General features: G+C 65.0%; 22 protein-coding genes and 4 riboswitches. Of the genes, 11 read left to right on the plus strand and 11 right to left on the minus strand.

The window, feature by feature from the left end; all coding sequences use genetic code 11:
• Nucleotides 1-27: 27 nt before the first annotated feature.
• Together NCR34_RS16145 and NCR34_RS16150 are read right to left on the minus strand one after the other, a co-directional pair.
• Complete coding sequence (locus NCR34_RS16145) at nucleotides 28-399, minus strand: DUF1428 domain-containing protein (RefSeq protein ID WP_175941447.1); 372 nt, start codon at nucleotides 397-399, stop codon at nucleotides 28-30.
• Between the two features lie 72 nt (nucleotides 400-471).
• Nucleotides 472-1,047 (minus strand): histidine phosphatase family protein, encoded by a 576-nt coding sequence (locus NCR34_RS16150; protein WP_350029436.1) that lies wholly within the window; start codon nucleotides 1,045-1,047, stop codon nucleotides 472-474.
• 27 nt (nucleotides 1,048-1,074) lie between these two features.
• Nucleotides 1,075-1,197: riboswitch (cobalamin riboswitch) on the plus strand.
• A 31-nt stretch (nucleotides 1,198-1,228) separates the two neighbouring features.
• Here NCR34_RS16150 and NCR34_RS16155 point away from each other — a divergent pair.
• Complete coding sequence (locus NCR34_RS16155) at nucleotides 1,229-1,465, plus strand: CbtB domain-containing protein (protein ID WP_250500456.1); 237 nt, start codon at nucleotides 1,229-1,231, stop codon at nucleotides 1,463-1,465.
• Nucleotides 1,466-1,474: 9 nt separating this feature from the next.
• Nucleotides 1,475-2,239, plus strand: coding sequence for a CbtA family protein (locus tag NCR34_RS16160; RefSeq protein WP_250500457.1), 765 nt, complete (start codon nucleotides 1,475-1,477; stop codon nucleotides 2,237-2,239).
• Here the strand turns inward: NCR34_RS16160 and NCR34_RS16165 are convergent.
• The 4 genes from NCR34_RS16165 to NCR34_RS16180 are packed head-to-tail and all read right to left on the minus strand — an operon-like array spanning nucleotide 2,236 to nucleotide 4,805.
• Nucleotides 2,236-2,466, minus strand: coding sequence for a DUF1289 domain-containing protein (locus tag NCR34_RS16165; protein ID WP_250500458.1), 231 nt, complete (start codon nucleotides 2,464-2,466; stop codon nucleotides 2,236-2,238). The two genes, NCR34_RS16160 and NCR34_RS16165, sit on opposite strands and share 4 nt — an antisense overlap.
• Nucleotides 2,463-3,761, minus strand: coding sequence for a cobyrinic acid a,c-diamide synthase CobB (locus NCR34_RS16170; protein ID WP_250500459.1), 1,299 nt, complete (start codon nucleotides 3,759-3,761; stop codon nucleotides 2,463-2,465). Before NCR34_RS16170 ends, NCR34_RS16165 begins: the two co-directional genes overlap by 4 nt.
• Before the next feature lie 4 nt (nucleotides 3,762-3,765).
• Complete coding sequence (gene cobO, locus NCR34_RS16175; protein WP_250500460.1) at nucleotides 3,766-4,368, minus strand: cob(I)yrinic acid a,c-diamide adenosyltransferase; 603 nt, start codon at nucleotides 4,366-4,368, stop codon at nucleotides 3,766-3,768.
• Between the two features lie 8 nt (nucleotides 4,369-4,376).
• Nucleotides 4,377-4,805, minus strand: a complete 429-nt coding sequence (locus NCR34_RS16180; protein ID WP_250500461.1) for a cobalamin biosynthesis protein — start codon at nucleotides 4,803-4,805, stop codon at nucleotides 4,377-4,379.
• 16 nt (nucleotides 4,806-4,821) lie between these two features.
• Nucleotides 4,822-5,069, minus strand: a riboswitch (cobalamin riboswitch).
• Between the two features lie 55 nt (nucleotides 5,070-5,124).
• A riboswitch (cobalamin riboswitch) is annotated at nucleotides 5,125-5,375 on the plus strand.
• A gap of 125 nt (nucleotides 5,376-5,500) precedes the next feature.
• On the opposite strand from NCR34_RS16180, the gene cobW reads away from it, so the two are divergent.
• The 4 genes from cobW to NCR34_RS16200 all read left to right on the plus strand — a co-directional run bounded on the left by cobW (nucleotide 5,501) and on the right by NCR34_RS16200 (nucleotide 12,039).
• Nucleotides 5,501-6,580 carry a cobalamin biosynthesis protein CobW gene (cobW, locus tag NCR34_RS16185; protein WP_250500462.1) on the plus strand — a complete coding sequence of 360 codons (1,080 nt, stop codon included), beginning with the start codon at nucleotides 5,501-5,503 and terminating at the stop codon, nucleotides 6,578-6,580.
• Nucleotides 6,581-6,584: 4 nt separating this feature from the next.
• The gene (gene cobN / locus NCR34_RS16190; protein WP_250500463.1) at nucleotides 6,585-10,358 is read left to right on the plus strand and encodes a cobaltochelatase subunit CobN; all 3,774 of its coding nucleotides are present in this window, start codon (nucleotides 6,585-6,587) and stop codon (nucleotides 10,356-10,358) included.
• Entirely contained in the window at nucleotides 10,355-11,356 is a 1,002-nt protein-coding gene (locus tag NCR34_RS16195; RefSeq protein ID WP_250500464.1) for a magnesium chelatase ATPase subunit I, read from the plus strand. The genes cobN and NCR34_RS16195 overlap by 4 nt, the downstream gene beginning before the upstream one ends.
• A gap of 113 nt (nucleotides 11,357-11,469) precedes the next feature.
• Nucleotides 11,470-12,039 (plus strand): vWA domain-containing protein, encoded by a 570-nt coding sequence (locus tag NCR34_RS16200; RefSeq protein ID WP_250500465.1) that lies wholly within the window; start codon nucleotides 11,470-11,472, stop codon nucleotides 12,037-12,039.
• Here the strand turns inward: NCR34_RS16200 and cobJ are convergent.
• Genes cobJ through cobG form a run of 4 tightly spaced genes read right to left on the minus strand, consistent with a single transcriptional unit; the run spans nucleotide 12,018 to nucleotide 16,216 of the window.
• On the minus strand, nucleotides 12,018-13,661 hold the full coding sequence (gene cobJ, locus NCR34_RS16205) for a precorrin-3B C(17)-methyltransferase (RefSeq protein ID WP_250500466.1): 1,644 nt from the start codon (nucleotides 13,659-13,661) through the stop codon (nucleotides 12,018-12,020). The genes NCR34_RS16200 and cobJ overlap by 22 nt on opposite strands.
• On the minus strand, nucleotides 13,658-14,386 hold the full coding sequence (locus tag NCR34_RS16210; protein WP_250500467.1) for a precorrin-2 C(20)-methyltransferase: 729 nt from the start codon (nucleotides 14,384-14,386) through the stop codon (nucleotides 13,658-13,660). Before NCR34_RS16210 ends, cobJ begins: the two co-directional genes overlap by 4 nt.
• On the minus strand, nucleotides 14,383-15,009 hold the full coding sequence (locus NCR34_RS16215) for a precorrin-8X methylmutase (protein ID WP_250500468.1): 627 nt from the start codon (nucleotides 15,007-15,009) through the stop codon (nucleotides 14,383-14,385). Before NCR34_RS16215 ends, NCR34_RS16210 begins: the two co-directional genes overlap by 4 nt.
• A complete protein-coding gene (cobG, locus tag NCR34_RS16220; protein WP_250500469.1) occupies nucleotides 15,002-16,216 on the minus strand; it encodes a precorrin-3B synthase in 1,215 nt (404 codons plus the stop codon). Before cobG ends, NCR34_RS16215 begins: the two co-directional genes overlap by 8 nt.
• 142 nt (nucleotides 16,217-16,358) lie before the next feature.
• Nucleotides 16,359-16,546: riboswitch (cobalamin riboswitch) on the minus strand.
• Between the two features lie 84 nt (nucleotides 16,547-16,630).
• Here cobG and cbiE point away from each other — a divergent pair.
• Genes cbiE through NCR34_RS16245 form a run of 5 tightly spaced genes read left to right on the plus strand, consistent with a single transcriptional unit; the run spans nucleotide 16,631 to nucleotide 20,818 of the window.
• Nucleotides 16,631-17,839, plus strand: coding sequence for a precorrin-6y C5,15-methyltransferase (decarboxylating) subunit CbiE (gene cbiE, locus NCR34_RS16225; RefSeq protein ID WP_250500470.1), 1,209 nt, complete (start codon nucleotides 16,631-16,633; stop codon nucleotides 17,837-17,839).
• Between the two features lie 18 nt (nucleotides 17,840-17,857).
• Complete coding sequence (locus tag NCR34_RS16230; protein ID WP_250500471.1) at nucleotides 17,858-18,955, plus strand: cobalt-precorrin-5B (C(1))-methyltransferase; 1,098 nt, start codon at nucleotides 17,858-17,860, stop codon at nucleotides 18,953-18,955.
• The gene (locus tag NCR34_RS16235; protein ID WP_250500472.1) at nucleotides 18,952-19,680 is read left to right on the plus strand and encodes a cobalt-precorrin-6A reductase; all 729 of its coding nucleotides are present in this window, start codon (nucleotides 18,952-18,954) and stop codon (nucleotides 19,678-19,680) included. Before NCR34_RS16230 ends, NCR34_RS16235 begins: the two co-directional genes overlap by 4 nt.
• 1 nt (nucleotide 19,681) lies before the next feature.
• On the plus strand, nucleotides 19,682-20,407 hold the full coding sequence (gene cobM / locus NCR34_RS16240) for a precorrin-4 C(11)-methyltransferase (RefSeq protein ID WP_250500473.1): 726 nt from the start codon (nucleotides 19,682-19,684) through the stop codon (nucleotides 20,405-20,407).
• Nucleotides 20,408-20,413: 6 nt separating this feature from the next.
• On the plus strand, nucleotides 20,414-20,818 hold the full coding sequence (locus NCR34_RS16245; RefSeq protein ID WP_250500474.1) for a DUF4186 domain-containing protein: 405 nt from the start codon (nucleotides 20,414-20,416) through the stop codon (nucleotides 20,816-20,818).
• Nucleotides 20,819-20,821: 3 nt separating this feature from the next.
• Here the strand turns inward: NCR34_RS16245 and NCR34_RS16250 are convergent, their stop codons facing one another.
• Complete coding sequence (locus tag NCR34_RS16250) at nucleotides 20,822-21,589, minus strand: TerC family protein (protein ID WP_175941497.1); 768 nt, start codon at nucleotides 21,587-21,589, stop codon at nucleotides 20,822-20,824.
• Nucleotides 21,590-21,835 lie beyond the last annotated feature (246 nt).

The raw sequence follows: 21,835 nt of genomic DNA on the forward strand, positions 1-21,835 counted from the left end.
CTTTGTGGTGATTGTACGAACGAAGGCTTAAGAGCGCGCCAGTTCGACTATCGTCGCAAAGCCGCCGAAGAACATGCGCTTCGCATCGAACGGCGGCTCGCCATGCTCCATCATCGCCTTCAGACGCGGGTCATTCATGACCTTTGCGTTCACTGCGTCGCGCTGCTCGCGCGATTCATAAAGTATCCACGAGAACGCAATCGTTTCACCTTCCTTCAATTGCACGCTCTGCGGAAATGAAGTGACTTTCCCCGGCTTCACGTCGTCGGCAATGCTCTCGACGAATTGCAGTGCGCCGTGCTCCAGCCAGATCTTGCCCGCCTCTTCGGCCATGACGCGATACGCGTCGATCTTGCCGATGGGGACAGGTACGACGAATCCATCCACATAGTGCGCCATGTGAGCCTCCTTGAGCGATATCGACAGCGTCATGCCGTCAATTGCATTGGAGCCCGAGCCGCACGACGAAGTTCAGGCCACGGTCCACACGCCGCACCGCCGGTCACAGTCGAGCGATATGGACGACAGGGGCGCGAAGTCCATCGCGAAGATAGATTCGAGCGGGTCGCCTCGCACATGCGCCAGTGCGGCTTTGACGACGATGGCATGCGTGACGATCAAGTAACGTTCGGTGCGGGCATTGTCGCGCACAAGAGTTGCCAGCGCGTTCGCAATGCGTTCGGACAGCATCGCAATACTCTCGCCGCCGTGCGGCCGCGCGTCGACATTCGCGAGCCATGCGCTCATGCCTTCAGGGTCCTTCTCGGCGATGGCGCGTATCGCATGCCCGCGCCAGCGGCCGTAGTCCATATCGCTGAAGGCGTCGCACGTTTCGACGCTGCTTGCTATCCATGCGGCCGTCGCGCGGGCAACGGCCGCGGGACTCGCTATCACGCGGCCGTCGAAATGCGCGAAGCGCTGCCCAAGCGCCGCGCGGTCATCGCATGCAGGCGGCTCGTCGCCCGTCGGAAAGCGGGCGGTTTTCATCGCGTGCGTGGCGGCGTGGCAGAGAAGCGTGATCTTCAATGAAGGAGGCAATGGGCGCATCGTTGCTTTACTTTGCCCGCAATCGTCCTAGAATGGCAAGCTTGCAGTGCGAGGAAGCCGGTGCAAGCCCGGCACGGTCGCGCCACTGTAAGCGGCTTTCGTGAGAACGACGGTCCGCGAGTCAGACCCCGCTGCAAGCTCTTTCGTCTACTGGGACGCGCTTTTCCCTCGGAGAAACTCAATGAATGTCGCTCACGCGCCGGTCTATTCCGCCGCTCCCGTTTCCCCCGCCGTCGATGGGCCGGTGCCTATTCCGGTACGTGAAGTCTTGCCTTGGGCCGTGTTCATCGGCCTGATCCTTTTGATCGCCATTTATTTCGTCGGTGCCGAGCAGGGCGCGACGTCCATCTTCTCCGGCATGGTCGTGCACGAATTCGTGCATGACGGCCGGCACTTGCTCGGCTTTCCCTGCCACTAAGGGCGCGTCATGATTCGCAGCTTGTTGATACGCGGCATGATCGCGGGTCTCGTCGCGGGCCTGCTCGGCTTCGGCTTCGCGAAGCTCGTCGGTGAGCCGTTCGTTGCACAGGCCATCGCGTTCGAAGGAGAACATGCGCATGGACATAGCCATCAGGAAGCCACGGCTCATTCACACGATCACGACGGCGATGAAGAACTGGTGAGCCGGGACACGCAGGCCGGTCTGGGTCTCTTTACCGGCGTGGCAGTATTCAGCGCTGCGCTCGGCGGCATTTTCTCGCTCGTCTTCGCATTCGCTTATGGCCGGCTCGGCGCATTGCATGCGCGCGGCACATCGGCGTTGCTGGCAATATTCGGTTTCTTAAGCGTGGCGGTCGTGCCTTTCCTGAAGTATCCGCCGAACCCGCCCTCGGTCGGCAACGCGGCGACGATCGGTCCGCGCACCGCATTTTTCTTCGGCATGTTGGCGCTCTCCATCGCGACAGCGGTGTGCGCCGTCGCGCTGCAAAGGCGGCTGCGCGTGCGGCGCGGCGAGTGGAACGCAACGATGATTGCAGGCGCTTTCTACATCGCGTCGATGCTGCTCGCGCAGTTCGCGCTGCCGCGTATCGAAGAAGTGCCGGCCGGCTTCTCGGCGTCGTTGCTCTGGAACTTTCGCATCGCGGCCATCGGCATTCAGGTCATCATCTGGACGACGCTCGGGCTCGTGTTCGGCGCGCTCGCTGCCCGCGAACTCGAGCGGCCCGCATTGCGCAAGGTGGCGGCCGTCTAAGCGTTTTCTCGCGACAATGCCGCTTGCCTTGCGGGCAATTCATCCAATAGCGCGAGTTTCGCGGCATCGTCCATCGAACGGAACGACTTGATCTCTTCGCGGCTCCGGAAGCATCCCGCGCACAGACCGTGTGTGGGATCGATCTTGCATACGCCCGTGCACGGCGAACCGACCGGCTCTTGCGACTTCGCGCGCGCAATGGTGAAGGCGAGGTCGATGATCGTCATAGCGATTCACCGCGAAAGAGCGCCGCGGCGGCGGCCGGATTCGATGGCCAATACGCGTGCATATACGTGGCCGTGATCGGACCGTGGCGATAGAGGGCTTCGCCTTCGGCGCCTGTCGTTGCATGCTTCGAGGTCGGATGCGGCTGCATGGGTGTATCGAGCGTGGAGTAATGGAACGTGTGACCGGTGAGCGCGCCATGCGCGGTATCGAGCCTTTGCATTGCAAGACGCGCGAGACGGCGCTGCATAAAGGCGTTGCCGGGGAGAAGACCGAGCATCGCATGCTTCGTGCCTTCCACGTCCGTCAGCGTGTCGAGCAGATACAGCATGCCGCCGCATTCAGCGACGACGGTTCTTCCACGCGCTACATGCGCTTGAATCGCTGTTCGCGTGCGCAGGTTCGCGGCGAGCGTGGCCGCATGCAGTTCCGGATAGCCGCCGGGAAGATAGAGCGCGTCGGCATCGGCGGGCACGGGTTCATCGGCGAGCGGCGAGAAGGTGCTGACGCGCGCGCCCATTGCGTGCAGCAAGTCGATATTGGCCGGATAGACGAATGAAAACGCAGCATCGCGCGCCACGGCGATATGCAAGCCTCCGAGCAAACGCGGCGGCGCTTCCTGCATCGCGTCCTCGAAGTGCACAAGCGGCGGTAGATCGGCAAGCGTGGTAGCGGCAATGGCATCGGCGGCGCGATCGAGACGCGCATCCAGTCCCGCCACTTCTTGCGCTTGCGTCAAGCCCAGGTGACGCTCGGGCAGCGCGATGTCCTCTGCATTGCAAAGATGCCCGCAATAGCGCAGTCCATCGGGGATGGCTTCGGCCAACATCTGCGCATGCCGCGCCGATGCGACGCGGTTGGCGAGCACGCCATAAAACGGGACGTCCGCGCGATAACGCGCCAGTCCGAACGCCACCGCGCCGAACGTTTGCGCCATGCCATGCGCGCCGATCACCGCGAGCACCGGCACGTTGAACGCGGCAGCGAGGTCGGCGCTGCTCGGCGTACCGTCGAAGAGACCCATGACGCCTTCGATCAAAATCAGATCGGCTTCGCGCGCGGCCTCTGCGAGCAACACGCGGCATGCGTCGAGACCGACCATCGACAGATGCAGCGAATAGACGGGCGATCCGCATGCGCGTTCGAGAATCATCGGATCGAGAAAATCGGGACCGGTCTTGAAGACGCGCACGCGCAGGCCACGCCGCGCATGATGACGCGCAAGCGCGGCCGTCACCGTGGTCTTGCCTTGATGCGACGCGCTCGCGCCGATGAAGAGTGCGGGGCAGGAGGGCATGAGTTCAGTACTCGACGCCAGGTTGCGCCTTGACGCCCTGCTCGCGATACGGATGCTTCACGAGCCGCATCTCCGTGACGAGGTCCGCCAGTTCGACCAGCGCATCCGGCGCATGACGGCCGGTCACGACGACATGCAGCATCGCGGGACGCGCCTTCAACACATCGAGCACTTCGTCGAGCGGCAAGTACTCGTACTTGAGCACGGTGTTGAGCTCATCGAGCACGACCATCTGATATTCGCCGCTCTGGATCATGCGCCGCGCTTCGTTCCAGCCTTTGCGCGCGGTCGCCATGTCGGCCTCGCGGTTTTGCGTGTTCCATGTATAGCCGTCGCCCATCGTCACGAAATCGCAGTTGGCGACCGCGCTCAGAAAGTCGCGCTCAGACGTATGCAGTGCGCCTTTGATGAACTGAACGACGCCGAGCTTCATGCCGTGCCCGAGCACGCGCACCGCCATGCCGAAAGCGGCCGTGGTCTTGCCCTTGCCATTGCCTGTGTTGACGATCAGGAGACCCTTCTCGTGATCGGCGGCGGCCTGCTTCTTTTCGTGGCCTTCCTTGCGACGCTGCGTCATGCGCAGATGCGATTCCGTATCGGTTTTCATGGGCTCTTTCAGGCTTTCTTCGTTGCTATGGCGACGGTCACGTGACCGTCGATCATCTTCGGCACCACAAGCTCTCCGCCCTCGCTTGCGAGCAGCGCGCTAGGCTCGCACACGCCCTCGGCGGGCATGTGCGCGAGCTCGTCCGCGCGATAAAGGCGCAATGGCAGGGCATGACGCTCGCAGAAGACACGCAAGCCGGCTTCGTCGTGTTTAATGTCGATGCTCGCGACCACCGCGATCTGCGCGAACGTAAGTTCCGCTGCTTGAAGCGCACGAAGCACGGCCGCTTCTATCGCATCGGCGCTGACGCCGCGTTTGCAGCCGATGCCGACCGCGAGATAGCGCCGGCTCACGCAAGGAAGCATCATCGAACGAATGGACGGAATGCGTGCGCCGCGCATGCGTCCCTCGCGGATGGCGGCGTTCGGCGAAGGCATCGTGATGGCGCGATACGCTTCGTCCCCTGCGCTGGCCGGTATCCGGGCTTGCGGCCGTCATCGCGCAGCCTTCCCACCGTGAACGGGCAGTGGCCGTGTGCGCCATGCGCGATATCGTGCAAGCCGATACCGCCGGTCGCGTACCGTTGCGGGGACAGCACAGGTTGGCGAGCGCTTGCATGATCGTGAAGACGCCGCTTCCTGTTTCCCGTTTAACTGCGCGTTTCGTGTGAACGCGCGAGCACCAGTCGCGCGCCAACGATACCACATGCCCCCGCTTTTCGGCGGCGCTTTCCTTGACGCTCTTTCCCAGGCAGCCTAGACTTCACGCAGTTCTGGTGCCCGCGTGCGAGCTTCTTTCGCACGCAGTTAAACGGGAAGCAGGAAGCGCTTCGGTCCATCATGCGAACGGACGCGCGCCAACCTGCGCTGCCCCCGCAACGGTAAGCGACCGGCGGTATCGGCGAGTACGATATCGCGCGTTGCGCACGAAGCCACTGCCGGTACACGGCAGGAAGGCTGCGCAACGAGGTCCCAAGCCCGGATACCGGCCAGACTTTCGCAGGGCCCACGCCGCGGGGATGCGGCATGGTCCATGATCCATCAGTCGTGCGCTTTTCCCGCAGATCTCGCCGGCGATACCTTCCTCGCGCGACGCACGCACGACGCACGCACACACGAGCCACGGAGCGACGATGCAAACCCGCAAGATACCCGTCACGGTCGTGACCGGCTTTCTCGGCAGCGGCAAGACCACCTTGATGCGCCACATCATGTCGACTGCGCAGGGCTTGCGCCTTGCTGTCATCGTGAACGAATTCGGTGAGCTCGGCATAGACGGGGAAATCCTGAAGGGTTGCGGCATCGGTTGCGACGACGAAGCTGGGTCCTCCGAGCGCAACCTCTATGAACTCGCTAACGGGTGCCTGTGTTGCACGGTGCAGGAAGAGTTCTATCCGGTGATGGAGCAGTTGCTGGAACGCCGCGAGCGCATCGATCATGTGTTGATCGAGACGTCGGGCCTCGCGTTGCCCAAGCCGCTCGTGCAGGCATTCAACTGGCCGTCGATCAAGAATGCCTTCACGGTGGATGCCGTCATCACGGTGGTCGATGGCCCTGCCGCCGCAAGCGGACAGTTCGCCGCGAACCCCGCAGCGGTCGATGCGCAACGCAAGGCCGATCCGAATCTCGATCACGAATCGCCGCTGCACGAGCTGTTCGAAGATCAACTGTCCTCGGCTGATCTCGTGATCGTCAACAAGACCGACCTCATGGACGCGGATGCACTGCGCCGCGTGGAAGCGGTCGTGCGGCCCGAGATTCCGCCGCAAGTGAAGGTCGTGCCCGCGCAAATGGGCAAGCTCGATCTGCATGCGCTGCTCGGTCTGCAATCGGCGTCCGAGGACAGCATTCATCTTCGCCACGATCATCACGGTTCTGCCGACGATGAAGGCCACGTGGACCATCACCATGACGAATTCGATTCGGTCGTCGTCGAAGCACAAGTGGAATCGCGCGAACAGGCCATTGCGGCGTTGCAGGCGCTCGTGGAGAGCCACACGATTTATCGCGTGAAAGGGTTCGCCGCGCTGCCGGGCGCGGGCATGCGTCTCGTGGTGCAAGGCGTGGGCCGGCGTTTCGACAGCTATTTCGACCGGCGCTGGAACGAAGGCGAAGCCGCGAGCCGCTTTGTGCTGATCGGAGAAGACCTCGATCGTCAAACCTTGCAAGCAGCGTTGAACGCGGCGCTGGCGAACGCGCTCGCGCAGGCCTGACGCGATGCATCTTTTACGCACGACGCCCGGAGGTTTCGTCGATGACGCGGCAGGCGTCATGCGTATCGAGCAGACGCGCGCGCCGATCGTCGTACTGAGTTCGGCCGATACCACGCTCGCGCTGCTTGCAAGCGTGTTTCCACGTCTTGAGCCGGGCTTTCCCGAGGTGCGGCTCGCGAATCAATCGTTTCTGCGCCAGCCCGCATCGGTCGACTTCTATGTCGACGATGTATTGCGTCATGCGCGCGTCGTCATCGTCGATCATCTCGGCGGTGAATCGTACTGGCCTTATGGCATCGAGCGAATCGTGGCGCTCGCCGAGCGCGAGAAGCAGATGCTCGCCATGTTCTCGGGCGATCTCACCGAAGACCCGAATCTGATCAGCAAAAGTACCGCGGATGCCGCGTTCTGCCGCGAGTTGTCGCGCTATCTGCGCGAAGGCGGCGCGGGAAATGCCGAGGAATTCCTGCGCGCGATCGGTCATCGCGCATTCGGCTTCGGTCGCGCGCCGCAAGCGCCGCGTCCGCTGCCTGCCGTGGCCATCTATCATCCCGAGCGCGACATCGCCACAATCGACGACTGGCGCGCGCGATGGACCGAAGGCGCGCCCGTGGTCGCGATCCTGTTTTATCGCGCGCATCTGCAAGCGGGCAACACCGCTGTATTCGATGCGCTCATCGAAGCGCTTGAAAAGGAAGGGCTGAATCCGCTGCCCATTGCGATCGCTTCCCTCAAGGAAAGCGTGAGCCGTGAAGTGATCGCGCGCTTGTGCATGGAGCATCGCGCATCGCTCGTATTGAACACGACTGCGTTTGCGGCAAGCGTGATCGGCGAAAGCGAAGACTTCGACATTGCCGGCGATGCGCCCGTGCTGCAAGTGATACTGAGCGGCGGCAATCGCGAAGACTGGGAAAAGGACAACCACGGCCTCAATTCGCGCGATGTAGCGATGCATGTCGCGCTGCCCGAGGTCGATGGCCGCATCATCACGCGCGCGGTCAGCTTCAAGGGACTCGCGTATCACTGCGCGCAGACGCAAGTGGACGTGGTCCGTTATCAGGCGGATGCCGAACGCGTGCGCTTCGTCGCCGAGTTGAGCCGCCGCTGGTGCAAGCTGCGGCATACGCCTAACCACGAGAAACGCATCGCGCTCGTGCTCGCGAACTATCCGGCGAGCGAAGGGCGCATCGGAAACGGCGTGGGGCTCGATACGCCGGCATCCGCGGTCGGCATCCTGTCGATGCTCGCCCGCGAAGGCTATCGCGTGGGCGAATTGCCGGAGAGCGGCGACGCGCTCATCGCCGCATTGACGCAAGGCGTGACGAACGATCCCGTGGTTCGCGATATGCGACCGGCGTTGCAAAGCCTTTCGCTCGACGACTATCTCGACGCTTATCGCGCGTTGCCCGCCGATGCGCGCGCCGCGCTCGAAAAGACCTGGGGCGCGCCGCAAGACGATCCGACATTGAGGCGCGGCCGCTTCATGATCGCGGGCTATCGCTGCGGCGAAGTGTTCGTCGGCATTCAGCCGTCGCGGTCGCGCGAGCGTAACGACTACGCGAGCTATCACGATGCCGAACTTGTCCCGCCGCATTCGTATCTCGCGTTCTATTTCTGGCTGCGCATGCGCTTCAACGCGGACGCGCTCGTGCATGTCGGCAAGCACGGCAATCTGGAATGGCTGCCGGGCAAGAGCGTCGCGCTGTCGGCCTCGTGCTGGCCTGATCTGATTCTCGGGCCGATGCCGCATCTTTATCCGTTCATCGTCAATGATCCGGGCGAGGGCAGTCAGGCCAAGCGGCGGGCGCAAGCGGTCATTATCGATCACCTGATGCCGCCGCTCACGCGCGCCGAGAACTATGGTCCGCTGCAAGACCTCGAACGGCAAGTCGATGAGTACTACGAAGCATTGATGGTCGACGTTCGACGCGCGAAGCTGTTGCGCAAGTCCATACTCGCGAGCATCGTCGAGAACAAGCTGCACGAGGAACTCGGCCTCGATGCCCCGCGCGATACATCGGGCGAAGACGCGTTGCTCACGCGCGCCGATGCGTATCTGTGCGAGCTGAAAGAAGCGCAGATACGCGATGGGCTCCATGTTTTCGGCGTGTCTCCGCAAGGCGTGCAGCGGCGCGATACGCTGCTTGCGCTCGGGCGCTTTCCGATCGGCGACGGTCAGGGCGCGAATGCAAGTCTGATCACGGCGCTCGCACGCGACCTGCAATTAGGCGACGACTTCGATCCGCTCGACGCCGACTGGGCCGCGCCGTGGCAGGGACCGCGTCCGCAGGCATTGCAGTCGATGAGTGATGCTCCCTGGCGTCATCACGGCGACACGCGCGAGCGGCTGGAATGCCTCGCCATGCAACTTCTCGAAGGCAATGCCGCCGCGCCCGGTTTGCATACGCAACGCGTGCTGGAACGCTTGCATGGCGATGTGCTCGCGCGGCTCGACGCATGCGGACCGCAAGAGTCCCTGCAACTGAAGCGCGGCCTCGAAGGCCGTTTCGTTCCGCCGGGGCCGAGCGGTTCGCCATCGCGCGGCAGACCCGACGTGCTGCCGACGGGGCGTAACTTCTATTCGGTCGATACGCGCGCATTGCCGACGCAAGCTGCCTGGTCGCTCGGGCTCAAGTCGGCGAACTTGCTCGTCGAGCGGCACGTACAGGACCACGGCGAATATCCGCGCGCCATCGGTCTGTCCGTGTGGGGCACGGCCACCATGCGCACCGGCGGCGACGACATCGCGCAGGCCTTCGCGCTCATCGGCGTGCGGCCGAAATGGGCCGCCGGCAGCCATCGCGTCACCGACTTCGAAATTCTGCCGATCTCCATCTTCAACCGGCCGCGCATCGACGTTACCCTGCGCGTATCCGGTTTTTTCCGCGATGCATTTGCGAATCTCATGCATCTGTTCGATGCGGCCGTGCAGGCCATCGCGGAACTCGAAGACGAGCCGGAAGACGTCAATCCGATTCGCGCGCGGATTCTGCGTGAGCGCGACGAGTTGATCGGACGCGGCGTCGATGCCAAGGAAGCTCGGCTGCGTGCCGGCTGGCGCGTGTTCAGCACGAAGCCGGGCGCGTACGGCGCGGGCTTGCAAGAACTCATCGACCTGAAGCAATGGGAAACCGATGCCGACCTGTCCGCCGCTTATCAAAGCACGGGCGGCTATGCCTATTCGCAGGCCGGCGATGGCGTCGAAGCGCGTTCGACCTTCGGCGCGCGGCTCTCGACACTCGATGTGGTGCTTCAGAACCAGGATAACCGCGAGCACGACTTGCTCGATTCGAACGACTATCACCAGTTTCAGGGCGGAATGATCGCGGCCGTGCGTTACTTGTCGGGCGTGCAGCCGCAGGCGTACAACGCGGATCACAGCAACCCCGCCGCGCCGCGCATGCGCACGCTGAACGAAGAGATCGCGCGTGTGGTGCGCTCGCGCGTGGTCAATCCCAAGTGGATCGACGGCGTGAAGCGGCATGGCTACAAAGGCGCGTCGGAACTCGCCGCGACGGTCGATTATCTCTTCGGTTACGATGCCACCGCGCGCGTCGTCTCCGATCATCAATATGCGCTCGTCACGGATGCCTACGTGAACGATGCCGGTACGCGCGAATTCATCGCGCGACACAACCCGCACGCGCTCCAGTCGATCTGCGAGCGCCTGCTCGAAGCGATGCAGCGCGGGCTGTGGCAGGAACCCGGCGACTATCGGCAGTCCGTGACGCAGCATCTGCTCGATGTCGAGCAGCAACTCGAAGGCCGACAGACTTGAACGAAACCTCATTTTTTCCCGCGTTTCCTTTCACCGCGCTCGTCGGGCAGGCGCCGTTGCAACAGGCGTTGCTGCTCGCGGCCGTCGACCCGTCATTGGGCGGTGTGCTCGTGAGCGGACCGCGCGGCACAGCGAAATCCACGGCGGCGCGCGCGCTCGCTGAACTCTTGCCGGAAGGGAAACTCGTCACCTTGCCGCTCGGCGCGAGCGAGGAGCAACTCATCGGCACGCTCGATATTCAAAGCGCGTTGCGCGATGGCGGCGTGAAGTTCTCGCCGGGCTTGCTCGCGAAAGCGCATCGCGGTGTCCTGTATGTCGATGAAGTGAATCTGCTGCCGAATCCTCTCGTCGATCAACTGCTCGACGTGGCGGCGAGCGGCGTGAATATCATCGAACGCGACGGGATATCGCATCGGCATGACGCGCAGTTCGTGCTGATCGGCACGATGAATCCGGAAGAGGGGGAATTGCGCCCGCAATTGCTGGATCGCTTCGGGCTTGCCGTCGAACTCGCGAACTGCTTCGACGCCAGCGTGCGCCAGCGGATCGTCAAGGCGAGACTCGCATTCGATTCGGACGCCGAAGCATTTCGCGCGCAGCACGCGGATAATCAGGCGGCGCTCGCCGAACGCATCGAAGCGGCGCGCGCGGCGCTCGATCAGTTCGATTTCGATGACGTCGTGCATGCGCACGTGAGCGAGCTGTGCATTGCGGCCAATGTCGACGGCCTGCGAGCCGATCTCGTTATGCTCCGCGCGGCGCGCGCGCTCGCGGCGCTGGAAGGCGCGGAATACGTCGAAACGAAGCATGTCGATTGCGTGGCCGATGCGGTATTGCGGCATCGCCGGCGCGAGCCTGACGTGTCCTCTCGTGAATCACAGCGCCCGGAAGGCAGCGCGAATACCGCGCAAGGCGGCGACTGGGGTTACATGCCGCCGGAGCCCGTCGGCATCGCGAAGGTCAAGCAGGTCAGGCCGCTCGCCGCAAAAAAAGCCTGAGCCATCGAAGGCCCGACGCCGATGCGAACGCGCATCGTCTTCGATGGCAGGAGGCGCGTTCGCGTGGGCGAGAACGTGGGCGTGAAGGGCTCGCTACTGCATCGGTCGACTGGATGGCGACGCTGCGCGCCAAACGCCATGCGCGCTTCGATGCCGGTCACTTGCGCTATCGACGCGGCCATGGAGAAGCATCCGCGCTGCATTGCTTCGTGCTCGATTGCTCCGGTTCGATGCTCGGCGGCGAACGTCTCGCGCGCGCGAAGGGCTTGCTGATCGCGCTGTTCGACCGTGCGTATCGCGAACGTGCGGAGGTTGCGCTGGTGTGCTTCGGCGGGGGACGCGCGGAAGTGCGTCGTCAGCCGGGAACGGCGCATTGGTTCAATGACCGCTGGATCGCGCCGATTGGCGGTGGAGGCGGCACGCCCCTCACGCTCGGATTAGCGACGGCATCGACCGTGCTTGCGCGAGCCGCGCGTCGCAAGCCTTCGCAACGCCGCTGGCTGTGGCTGTTGAGCGATGGACGCACGAACGAGCGGCCCGCGGCGCCCGCGCTTGCGGACCGTATCGTCGTGGTGGATTTCGAGGAAGGACGCGTGCGAGTCGGCGGGGCGCACGCGCTGGCGCTCGACTGGCGCGCGCAGCATATACCCGCCCAATCGCTTCAATACGAGCGAGGCGTATAGACCCATTCGGCGTTGCCGATCACGCGCGTCTTCGACGACCCGACGATCACCATCGTTCGCATATCGACGAGACCGCCGTGCAATTCGCCGAGCGTCACGACGCGCATCGTTTCTGCCGGACGTCCCACATCGCGGCCGAGCACGACGGGCGTCGCCGCGTCGCGATACTCGCGCACGATGTCGATTGCGCGATCGAACTGCCACGGTCGCGCCTTGGATAGCGGGTTATAGAACGCCATCACGAGATCCGCTTCGCTTGCATGCCGGATGCGATGCTCGATCACGTCCCAGGGCTTGAGGTTGTCCGATAGCGACAGCACGCAGAAGTCATGGCCGAGCGGCGCGCCCGCGCGCGCGGCCGTTGCGAGCGACGCGGACACGCCCGGCACGATAGCGAGTTTCACGGCGGCCCATTCGGCATGCGTCGCGCGTCCCTCGTCGAGCGCTTCGAGCACGGCGGCAGCCATCGCGAAGACGCCGGGATCGCCCGACGATACGACCACGACCTTTCGTCCTTCGCTCGCGAGTTCGAACGCATGGCGTGCGCGCTGCAACTCCTCGCGGTTATCCGTCACGTGGATGCGCTGGTCTGCGCGAAACGGGCCGGCCATGCGCACGTACGTTTCATAGCCGAGAACGTCCTGCGCGGAAGCGAGCGCGGCTTGTGCGGCAGGCGTCATCAGGTCTGCACTACCGGGGCCGAGCCCGATGACCGTCAACGTGCCACGGGCGCGACCGATGGACTCCACGTCGAGAGGCGCGTGCGCCACGCTCAGCGCGATTCCGTGAGCGCGAAGCACGTCATTAGGCGGCGGTTCGTTGCTGAAGCGAAGGGGCACGTCGAGCGCGTTGGCGGCATCGCTGAGCGCATCGAACGTCATGCTTTCTGTCGGTGCGACCAGCGCGGCAAGCGCGAGCGGCGAGAGGCCGTGTTCGCGCAATGCATGCTGAACGCGATCAGCAATCGCATCATCCTGCGCTTCGATCCACGCGGCCACGCAACGCGGATGAATCACGAGACTGCTCTCGTCGTTCATCACATGCGGCGTGATCCGCACTGCAAGGCGCGCGTCCTCTGCGCGGGGCAAGTCGGCCTGATCGAGCCACGGTGCATGGCCTTCGATGCGCGTCGTTTCGCCCGCGAGCAGGTCGGACACGAAACGCTTGCCGCGCTCCATATCCGCTAGCGCGTAGCCATCGGGCGGCGCGAGCAGGCACATGCCGAAGCGCAGTTCGCCGCTCGTCGTGATCGCGGGCGTGATAGCGAGCGCGGCGCCGATCTCGCGCGCCAGAACATTCACGCCGCTCGTGCCGCCGAGTAGCGGCACGACGGCGCTGCCATCCTGCGCGACCGTGAGCACTGGTGGCTCCGCGCATTTGTTCGTGAGACAAGGCGCCAGCGAGCGAATGACGATGCCAGCCGCGCACAGCGCGACGATAGGCGTGCCTGCAAGATAAAGCGCTCGCACGTGCGCGCCAAAGTCGTCGTAGGCGATATCTGCTTGAACCCGGTTGGCGAGACCATGCACGACCGACCCGGGATAACGCGCCTGAATGCGGCGCGCGACAGGAAGCGCGCTTTCGCCGAGCACGACGATCGCAATCGATGACGCCGCGTTCATGCCTGCCATTTCTTCCCCGGCACGACGAGCAGCGAGAAATAGGGCGACGCCATCGGGTCCACTTCATCGAGCGGCACGATTCGTTGATTCGCCATCGTCGCGCGCTCGACATAAAGCGCGCGCTTGTCCAACCCGAGATCGCTGAGCACGCGCCGCACTTTATCGAAGTTGCGGCCGAGCTTCATCACTACGGCTGCATCGGATGCTTCGAGCTTGCACTTCAACTCGTCTTCCGGCAGCACGCCGGACAGCACGCAGAGACTTTGATTGCGATAAACGAGGGGCACGCCGAGCACGGACACGCCGCCCAGCATCGAACATACGCCGGGCACGACATGCGCATCGAAACGTCCGGCGAGACGGTCGTGCAGATACATGTACGAGCCGTAGAAGAAGGGATCGCCTTCGCAGATCACGGCCACATCGCGGCCCGCTTCGAGATGATCCGCAATGGCGAGCGCGGCTTCGTCGTAGAACGCGCTGATGATCGTCTCGTAGCACAGCGGCGGTTCGAGCGCTTCGGTCGTCACTGGATAAACGAGCGGCAGGCGCGTCTGCGCGTCGTCGAGATGCGCTTCGATGATGCCGAACGCGTTGCCCTTCTTGCCCTTCGCGACGAAATACGTGACCACCGGCGCGGACTTCAGGAGCCGCAGCGCTTTCACGGTGATGAGTTCGGGGTCGCCCGGACCGACGCCGAGGCCATACAGGCGTCCGCTCATCATTCGTTCTCCGAAGCAAGTGCGTTGACTGCGGCGGCGGCCATCGCGCTGCCGCCGCGTCGTCCGTTCAATGCGACGAAGGGCACGCCGCGGCTGTCGGCTGTGAGCATCGCCTTCGATTCCGCCGCGCCGATGAAGCCGACCGGGAAGCCGAGAATGAGCGCGGGCTTCGGCGCGCCGGCATCGAGCATGTCGAGCAGATGAAAGAGCGCGGTAGGCGCGTTGCCTATCGCGACGACCGCGCCTTGCAAATGCGGCCGCCAGAGTTCGAGCGCAGCAGCAGAACGCGTGTTGCGCATGGCGCGGGCGCGCTCGGGCACGGACGGATCGCCGAGCGTGCAGATGATGCGGTTATCGGCCGGAAGACGCGCCTCGGTGATGCCGTGCGCGACCATGCGGGCATCGCAGAGTATCGGCGCGCCGGCTGCGAGGGCCGTGCGTCCCGCGTCGCCTGCGCCGGGAGAGAAGCGCAGATCGTCGACGATATCGACCATGCCGCACGCGTGAATCAGCCGTACGGCGAGCTTTTCGAGGTCGCGTGGTATCGCGCTCAGGTTTGCTTCGGCGCGAATCGTCGCGAAAGACTGGCGGTAAATCTCGGCGCCGTCGCGGATATAGTCAAGCATCGGCATGGCTCCGGGCGAGCCACGCGGCCGCCTCTTCGATAGATACGTTTGGTGCGACGAGGCGCGCGTCGACATGCAAGTCATAGCGTCCAGGCGACACCGCGATCAATGTGTTCGCGACGGGATGCGCGGCGGCGCACGAGCGTTCGCAGCCGCTTAGATGCACATCGTCGTGCATAGGCAGCAGCGCGGCGAGGCGGTGCGCGTCGGCTTTGGTATCAGCGCGACTCTTCGCGCAGCCCGACGAACCGGCGCACGCGATGAGACGCGCGAGCGGATGATCTGCGCGCGTGACGAGGCCGAGCGCGTTCATGCGGTCGCGCACGTGTTCAGCATGCTGCGGCATGACGCCGGGTACGAGCACGCCTTGCCAGGGCGTCATCAAGAGCCGGCCTTGCGCGTGTGTCGAAGCAAGATCGGCGAGCGCGTCGAGCGTGGCGGCGTCGAGCCGTCCGAGTTGCGTCTGCGCGCCGACATACCCGTGCCCGCCGTCCGGCATCGGATGCGCCCCGAAGCGCAGCGCGTCGTTGACCGGCGCGCGACGCCAGGCAGTGTCGATAGGATCGAACGAAAGCATCGCGAGAAAGCGCGTCACGCCGATTCGCGCGAGCAGGTCACGCATGCGATGTTCGTCGTTCGAAGCGAGCGCAACGAACGCGCGCAGCACCGCGATGACGAAGTCCGCGGCATGCTCGCGCGCGATGCTGCCGAGCGCGGGTGAGTCGTTCATACGATGCGGCATGGAGCCCGCGAAACCGAACGCGTAACGCCCGCCGTCGCCGAGCGCGGAAAGCCAGAGATCGTGCGAATGATCGAGCATCGCCAGCCGTTCGCCCCCGTCGACTTGCAGCGCGAACTTCGGCGACAACGCGTGCAGCGCGGCATCGGCCTGCATCGCGGTGACGATGGCGGCGGCAAGGCCGCGCGTGGCGTCGCTCGCGAGCGGACTCAGCATCACGTTGCGCAAGTCGTCGCCGCCGTCGGCTTGCGGACCGAGGCCCGCGTTCAGCGCGATATCGACGAGTTCCGCGTGGGCATCGGCGCGAATGCCGCGCAGTTGCAGATTCGCACGATTGGTCAGCTCGATGACGCCCGAGCCGCACCGTACGGCCGCGTGCGCGACGGCATGCGCCGCGTGCGCGTGGAGCTCGCCGCCGGCAAGGCGCAGGCGCGCGAGCCCGCCGTCGCGCGCCTGCACGATGCGCATGAGGCCGGGACAAGCCGAGGGCCGCGATGTCGGAAAAGAAGCGTTCAAAAGCGTGACCGGTGCGATTCTCGCTTCGGGCGATGCCACCGGTACACCCCGCCCGGACGGCGTCGCGCGAATAATGCGTGTAAAGCGTGCTGAGCGTGGAAAGCGTGAGTCGGCAGGTCTCTTGGCTGGCAGGTCTGCGCCCGCGCCGGCCTTCCCGGTATAAACCAGTGGCAGTGGAGCGCGGACTCGCTGCGTACAATTGCGGGGGCAGCCACAGTTTCGCTGTGTTCCCTGTTAGGCCCGCGGGTTGAACCGTTGGGCACCGACGTACCGATGTATTATGCCCGCTTTTATCGACCATCAGAACGCTTCGTGCAGGGCATCGTCGCATGAAGCGCGTCGCGAACCGCAAGGAGGGGACGCCCCATGTCGAGCTGGCTGACCGTGGTAGGCATCGGCGAGGACGGCTGGCAGGGCCTCAGCCGCGCGGCGCGGCGCGCGCTTGTCGAGGCCGGCGCGATTCACGGCGGCGAGCGTCATCTTGCGCTCTTGCCTGCGAGCATCGCTGCGCGCCGCGTGCCGTGGCCCAGCCCGTTTTCTCTCGATGCCGTGCTTGCCGAGCGCACGTGCGGCATGCCCGTATGCGTGCTCGCGAGCGGTGATCCCATGTTCTTCGGCGTCGGCGCGACGCTCGCTCGCGAGCTTTCCGTCGACGAGATGCGCGTGATTCCCGCGCCTTCGTCCCTGTCGCTCGCCGCTGCGCGTTTGCACTGGGCGTTGCAGGACGCGCGCTGCGTGTCGCTTGTCGGGCGGCCCGTTGCCTCGCTGCTCGCGCATGTGTTTCGCGGCGAGCGCCTGCTGGTCCTGAGCGCGGACGGCGCGACGCCCGCTGCGATCGCTTCGCTCTTGACGGCGCATGGATTCGGCCCGAGCCGCATGACCGTGTTCGAGCATCTCGGCGGCGCGAACGAACGCCGCATCGACGAGCGCGCGGACGACTGGCGCGAGCCATTCGTGGCGTCGCTCAATCTCGTCGCCATCGAATGCCGCACGCATGCGGGTCATGCCGGTCCGCCGCTCACGCCCGGCCTGCCCGACGACGCCTATCGTCACGACGGCCAGTTGACCAAGCGCGATGTGCGCGCCGTCACGCTCGCGCGCCTTGCGCCGCAGCCGCGCGAACTGCTGTGGGATGTGGGCGCGGGCTGCGGGTCGATCGGCATCGAATGGATGCGCGCGCATGTGTCCTGCCGTGCCATCGCCATCGAAGCGAACGAGGGCCGGCAGCGTTTGATCGAACATAACCGCGATGCGCTCGGCGTCCCCGCGCTCCAGCTCGTCAAGGGCGAAGCGCCAGCGGCGCTCGCGGGCCTTCCCGCGCCCGACGTCGTGTTCATCGGCGGCGGCGTGACCGTGCCGGGCGTGCTCGATACGTGCTGGTCGCGACTGCGTCAGGGCGGGCGGCTCATTGCGAACGCGGTCACGCTGCAGAGCGAAGCCGCGCTCGTCGACTGGCGCGCGCGGCATGGCGGTGAACTCGTGCGCATCGGTGTCGCGCATGCGGAACCGCTCGGCGGCTTCGATACCTGGCGGCAAGCGTTGCCCATCACGCTGCTCTGCGCGAGCAAGCCTTGACCGCATTCGACGCTCATCATGCGTGACGAGACATCGGAACAACCCGCGCCGCTCAGAAGCGGCTACACGACCGGAAGCTGCGCGACCGCGACGAGTCTCGCAGCCGCGCGTCTGTTGCTGACCGGGCAGATGAGCGATCGCGCGGAGATCGTGTTGCCCAAGGGCCAGCGCGTCACGATGAAGCTCGAATTCTGCCGCTTGATCGACGGCATGCGCGATGCAGCGGAAGCGGGCGTCATCAAGGATGCAGGCGACGATCCGGACGTGACGCATGGCGCGCTGGTGTTCGCGCGCGTGCGTCTCTCGGCGGATAAGGGCGTGCGCTTTCACGCCGGGCCGGGCGTGGGCACGGTGACGCGGGCGGGCCTCGCGCTCGCCATCGGCGAGCCGGCCATCAACCCTGTTCCGCGCAAGATGATGACCGAGCATCTCCTCGCGCTCGCGCCGCTCGCGGACTATGCGGGCGGCTTCGATGTGACGATAGGCGTCGAGCATGGCGAAGCGCTCGCGCAAAAGACGATGAACCCGCGGCTCGGCATCGTGGGCGGCTTGTCGATTCTCGGCACCACCGGCATCGTCCGGCCGTTTTCTTGTTCGGCGTATATCGCCTCCATTCATCAGGGCATCGACGTGGCCCGCGCGAACGGCGTGCGGCATATCGCGGCCTGCACCGGCAATCAGAGCGAAGACGCGATGCGCGCCCGCTACGGCTTGCCGGATATCGCGCTGATCGAAATGGGCGACTTCGCGGGCGCGGTGCTCAAGCATCTGCGTCGCGCGCCCGTCGAGAAGCTCAGTCTGTGCGGCGGCTTCGGCAAGCTCAGCAAACTCGCGGCGGGACACATGGACCTGCATAGCCGCAGCTCCAGCATTGACTTGCCACTGTTGGCCTGCTGGGCTGCGGAGGCGGGCGCGAGCGCGGCGCTTCAGTCGGCCATCCGCGCGGCGAATACGAGTCAGGAAGCGCTGAAGCTGGCGCGCGCCGAAGGCATCGCGCTGGGCGACCTCGTTTGCGCGCGCGCCCGCGACGTGGCGCTCGATACCGTGCCGAGCGGCGTGATCGTCGAGACGTTCGCAATCGACAGGCAAGGCGTGATCGTCGGGAGCGCCGCATGACGCGCGCGTTGCTGCTCGGCGGAACGGGCGACGCGCTCGCCATCGCGCGAAACATGGGCGCGCCGCACGTCTACAGTCTCGCGGGACTTGCTCGCGTGCCGACGGATCTCGCCTGTGCCGTGCGCGTGGGCGGCTTCGGCGGCGTGGCGGGTCTCGTCGATTACCTGCATGCTGAACGGATCACGCTCGTCATCGACGCGACCCATCCGTATGCCGCGCAAATGAGCCGCCATGCGCGCGAAGCCTGCACGCTGGCGCATGTGCCGCTCTGGGCCGTGCGCCGGGCCGCGTGGCAGCCGCAGCCCGGCGACGACTGGCGCGATGCGGCTGACTGGCGCGGGATCGTCGAACGCATCGCGCCGTTTCGCCGGCCGCTGTTCACGCTCGGACGCGAGCCGCTCAAGCATCTCGACGAGATCCCGGCGTCGCAGCATTGGACCATTCGATGTCTCGGCGCGCACGAAGGGACGGCGCGCGCCAGCATTCTCGATGCGCGCGGGCCGTTCGATACCGACGGCGAGCGCGCCTTGTTCGACGCGGCGCGCATCGATGTCGTCATCAGCAAGAACAGCGGCGGCAAGGCTACCGAGGCGAAGCTCGCGGTGGCGCGTGAACGGCACTTACCCGTGGTGATGCTCGCGCGGCCGATGCTGCCCGAAGCAGACCGCGAATTCGACGACCCCGCGAGCGCGCTTCATGCGCTGCTCGCTCTCGACTCTCACTGACATGACGGTCTATTTCATCGGCGCGGGACCGGGCGATCCGGAACTCATCACCGTCAAAGGGCAAAGGCTGATTCGCGCGTGCCCCGTGATTCTGTATGCGGGATCGCTCGTGCCGGAAGGCGTGCTCGAAGGGCATCGCGCGCATCGCGCCGTGAATACGGCGGAACTCGATCTCGATGCCATCGTCGCATTGTTGCAGCAAGCGCATGCGAATGGCGAGGATGTCGCGCGCGTGCATTCGGGCGATCCGTCGCTGTACGGCGCGATCGGCGAGCAGATTCGTCGCATGGAAATGTTAGGGATTCCTTACGAAGTGGTGCCGGGCGTGACGGCGACGGCGGCATCGGCGGCGGCGCTCGGGCGCGAGCTGACGCTGCCCGGCATCTCGCAGACGGTGATCCTCACGCGCTATGCGGCGAAAACGTCGATGCCGCCCGGTGAATCGCTCGCGGACCTCGCGCGTCATCGCGCAACGCTCGCCATTCATCTCGGCGTGCGGCATATCGAGCGCATCGTCGCGGATCTGCTGCCGCATTACGGCGAGGACTGTCCGGTTGCGGTGATCTTCCGCGCAAGCTGGCCGGACGAAGAACGCGTGCAGGGCACGCTCGTCGATATCGCGCAGAAAGTGCGCGCCTCGGGCATGGAGCGCACGGCGCTGATTCTCGTAGGCCGCGTGCTCGACGCGCGCGATTTCGCCGATTCGACGCTCTACGCGAAGGACTGAGCGTCCATGCGCGATCTCGACGCCGTGTTCGATGCGCTCGCGAAATCCGCGTTTCGCCGGCGATTCGCGCTCGGCGTGCGCGAAGGCCGCTATCTGCGCGAGCGCGGCGTGGAAACGGTGGTCGCGCAGGCGCATGAACTGATCGCGAAACGGCTCGCGCCGCAGGCGCCGCTCAATGACGGCAAGCAGACGCCATTTCGCGGGCATCCCGTGTTCATCGCGCAGCATGCGACGGCGACGTGCTGCCGGACCTGTCTCGCCAAATGGCACGGCATCGCGGCGGGAAAAGTGCTCGACGATGCGGAGCGCCGGCATGTGGTCGATGCCATCGAGCGATGGCTGCGCGCGCAGCCGATGCCGCCTGCCGCAGAGACAACCGAGGACAACCCGCAGCGCGAGTTGCCCTTCTGACGCTCAATGCGGCTTCTGCTCGCGCGACACCGCAACGCGGCGCTTGCTGGTCGCGCGGCGCGCCAGCATGTTCAATCCTTCGACGAGCGCGGAGAACGCCATCGCGGCGTAGATGTAGCCCTTTGGTACGTGCGTGCCGAAGCCTTCCGCGATCAGCGTCATGCCGATCACCAGCAGAAAGCCGAGCGCGAGCATCACGATGGTCGGATTGCGTTCGATGAAGCGCGAGAGCGGCCCCGCCGCGAACAGCATCACGGAAACCGCCGCGATGACCGCGACGAACATGATCGGGATGTGCTCCGTCATGCCGACCGCAGTCACGATGCTGTCGATGGAAAAGACGAGATCGAGCAGCAAAATCTGGCCGATGGCCGACAACGGCGTGAGCCGCGCGCCGGATGCGGGCCCGGCGTGATCCTCGGCGTCGTGCGTCACGTGATGATGAATTTCGCTCGTGGCTTTCCACACGAGGAACACGCCGCCGGCAATCAGAATCAGATCGCGCCACGAGAAGCCGTGACCGAACGCCTCGAAGATCGGCGCGGTGAGCCGCACGATCAGCGCGACGGTGCCGAGCAGGCCGAGCCGCATCACGAGCGCGAGCCCGATGCCGATGCGTTGCGTGCGCGCCCGGTGCTCGGCTGGCAGCTTGTTGGTGAGGATCGAAATGAAGATGAGGTTGTCGATGCCGAGCACGACTTCCATCACGACGAGCGTCGCGAGGGCCGCCCAGGCGGCGGGGTCGGTGAGAAGGGCGGCGATGTAGTCCATGCGATGCGTTATTCGTAGGAGGGAAGAGGCGTGATCTTAGCCGGTGCAGCCGGTATTATGAAAGCTATTTGAAACCTTCGTTGGCCCTTGGTTCCGCAGAAGTTCGCTTCAGCGGTAAGTTCGCCGTCGAAATCCGACAAATAACCGAACTAGGGCGGAAAAGTCCTCCTGTTCCGATGATGCGCCGCAACGAATACGGGTAAACTCCAATGCTTCGATGCGGTCGCTGTCGAGCCGCTCTCCGTC

Origin of the sequence: Caballeronia sp. GAWG1-5s-s (genome assembly GCF_023631445.1) — a bacterium.
In the GTDB taxonomy this organism is placed as follows: Bacteria; Pseudomonadota; Gammaproteobacteria; order Burkholderiales; family Burkholderiaceae; genus Caballeronia.